Origin of the sequence: Pseudorhodobacter sp. W20_MBD10_FR17 (genome assembly GCF_052119765.1) — a bacterium.
Taxonomy (GTDB): Bacteria; Pseudomonadota; Alphaproteobacteria; order Rhodobacterales; family Rhodobacteraceae; genus Pseudorhodobacter.
In genome coordinates this window covers 1-1,554 of the sequence record NZ_JBGQOQ010000105.1, presented here as the reverse complement: position 1 = coordinate 1,554, position 1,554 = coordinate 1, and the positions used below count along the sequence as shown (strand labels likewise).

Sequence of the window (1,554 nt, the reverse complement as noted above, 5' to 3'; positions counted from 1 at the left end):
TGAAGCCCAGCCGAAATGTCGAAAAATCAGCTTGCAAAACCGGGGGCATCCACACACGCCCCGGGTTTACCGGAGGGTGATTTGTTCAACGACTAGGCGACCATATCGAGTGTGTTCAGGTTTGCATAGAATGTCTCCTCTGCTTCTGCGGGGGTGATGTATCCGATGGGGCCGAGAAGGCGGCGGTTGTTATACCAGTCGACCCATTTCAGCGTTTCCCATTCAACCTCACGCATGGATTTCCATGGACCGATTTGATTGATGACTTCGGTTTTGAAGAGGCCGATGACGCACTCGGCCAGCGCATTATCATAGGCATCACCAACGGTTCCGACCGAGAGATCAATGTCGGCTTCAGCTAGCCGCTCGGTATATTTTATCGACAAGTATTGCGATCCGCGGTCCGAGTGGTGAACCAAATCTTTGTTATCAGGCGTTTTTCTTTGCCAGATTGCTTGATCCAACGCATCTGTTACCCGGCAGGCTTTTGCGTAGCAAACGCCGAGAGGGGAGAACGAACTGGGTCTTCATGGATGTCGAGGTCCGCCATGCAGTTACCCGGAAGGGATTTGCGTGCAAATCACGCAGGGCGACAATTCGCCGCGCGAAGACGTCGATAACGAAGGCGACGTAGACTGTCCCTGACCATGTGGGTACATAGGTAAAGTCTGAAACCCAGAGCTTGTTTGGCCGATCCGCCTTGAACACGCGATTCACCTTATCGTCTGGGCACGGCTGTGACGTGTCCGGCTGGGTCGTGATGACCTTTTTGCCCCGCACCACCCCCCTGATCCCTAAGTTGCGCATCAAACGCTCAACCACTGCCCGGCAGTGCATGTTTACATGCACGAGAGGGGGTGCAGCGGGCGACATCTTGACCCTCCCGTCGCAGAACGTGCCAAATCTTCCGCGCGCCATAGAGCTTGCGATTGGCATCCCAGGCCGCGTCGATCTTGACGCTCAAGGCGGAGTCCGACTTGGCCCGGGCCGATGCACGGCCAGGATCACGCGCGATGGCACGCCGGTCATAATAGGTGGAAGGGGTAAACTGCAACGCCCTGCAGATTGGCTCGACCCCGAGAGCTCCACAGCTTTCCTCGATGAAAGCAATCATTTGCGAAACGGGCGGTCGAGCTCCGCCTGGGCAAAATACGCGGAAGCTTTGCGCAGGATCTCATTAGCCTGCCGAAGTTCACGCACTTCGCGTTCAAGTTCCTTGATCCGTGCCTTCTCTGCACTGGTTTGCCCCGGTCGTTCGCCACCATCACGCTGGATCTGGCGCATCCAAACGCGAAGGCTGTCCGGCGAACAACCCAATTTACCAGCGATCGCTGTCAGCGCCGCCGCTTCGCTCTGATAATCATCGCGGTGCTCCATAACCAACCGAACCGCACGCTCGCGGAACTCAGGTGAATACGGCTTCGAGGTCTTCTTCTTTTGTGCATGTTCCATAACGGGCAATTCTCCGAGAGTTTTGCCCTCCGGTAAACCCGGGGCGTGTGTGGATGCCCCCGGTTTTGCAAGCTGATTTTTCGACATTTCGGCTGGGCTTCA

Annotated in this window: 1 pseudogene and 1 other annotated feature; the pseudogene reads right to left on the bottom strand. The window is 56.2% G+C overall.

The annotated features are described in order from the left end of the window. Window positions 1–92 precede the first annotated feature (92 nt). A pseudogene (locus ACEN2J_RS20775) lies at window positions 93–1,452 on the bottom strand (IS3 family transposase). Then, window positions 1,040–1,156, bottom strand: a sequence feature (AL1L pseudoknot). It overlaps the preceding pseudogene by 117 nt. Window positions 1,453–1,554: the final 102 nt, after the last annotated feature.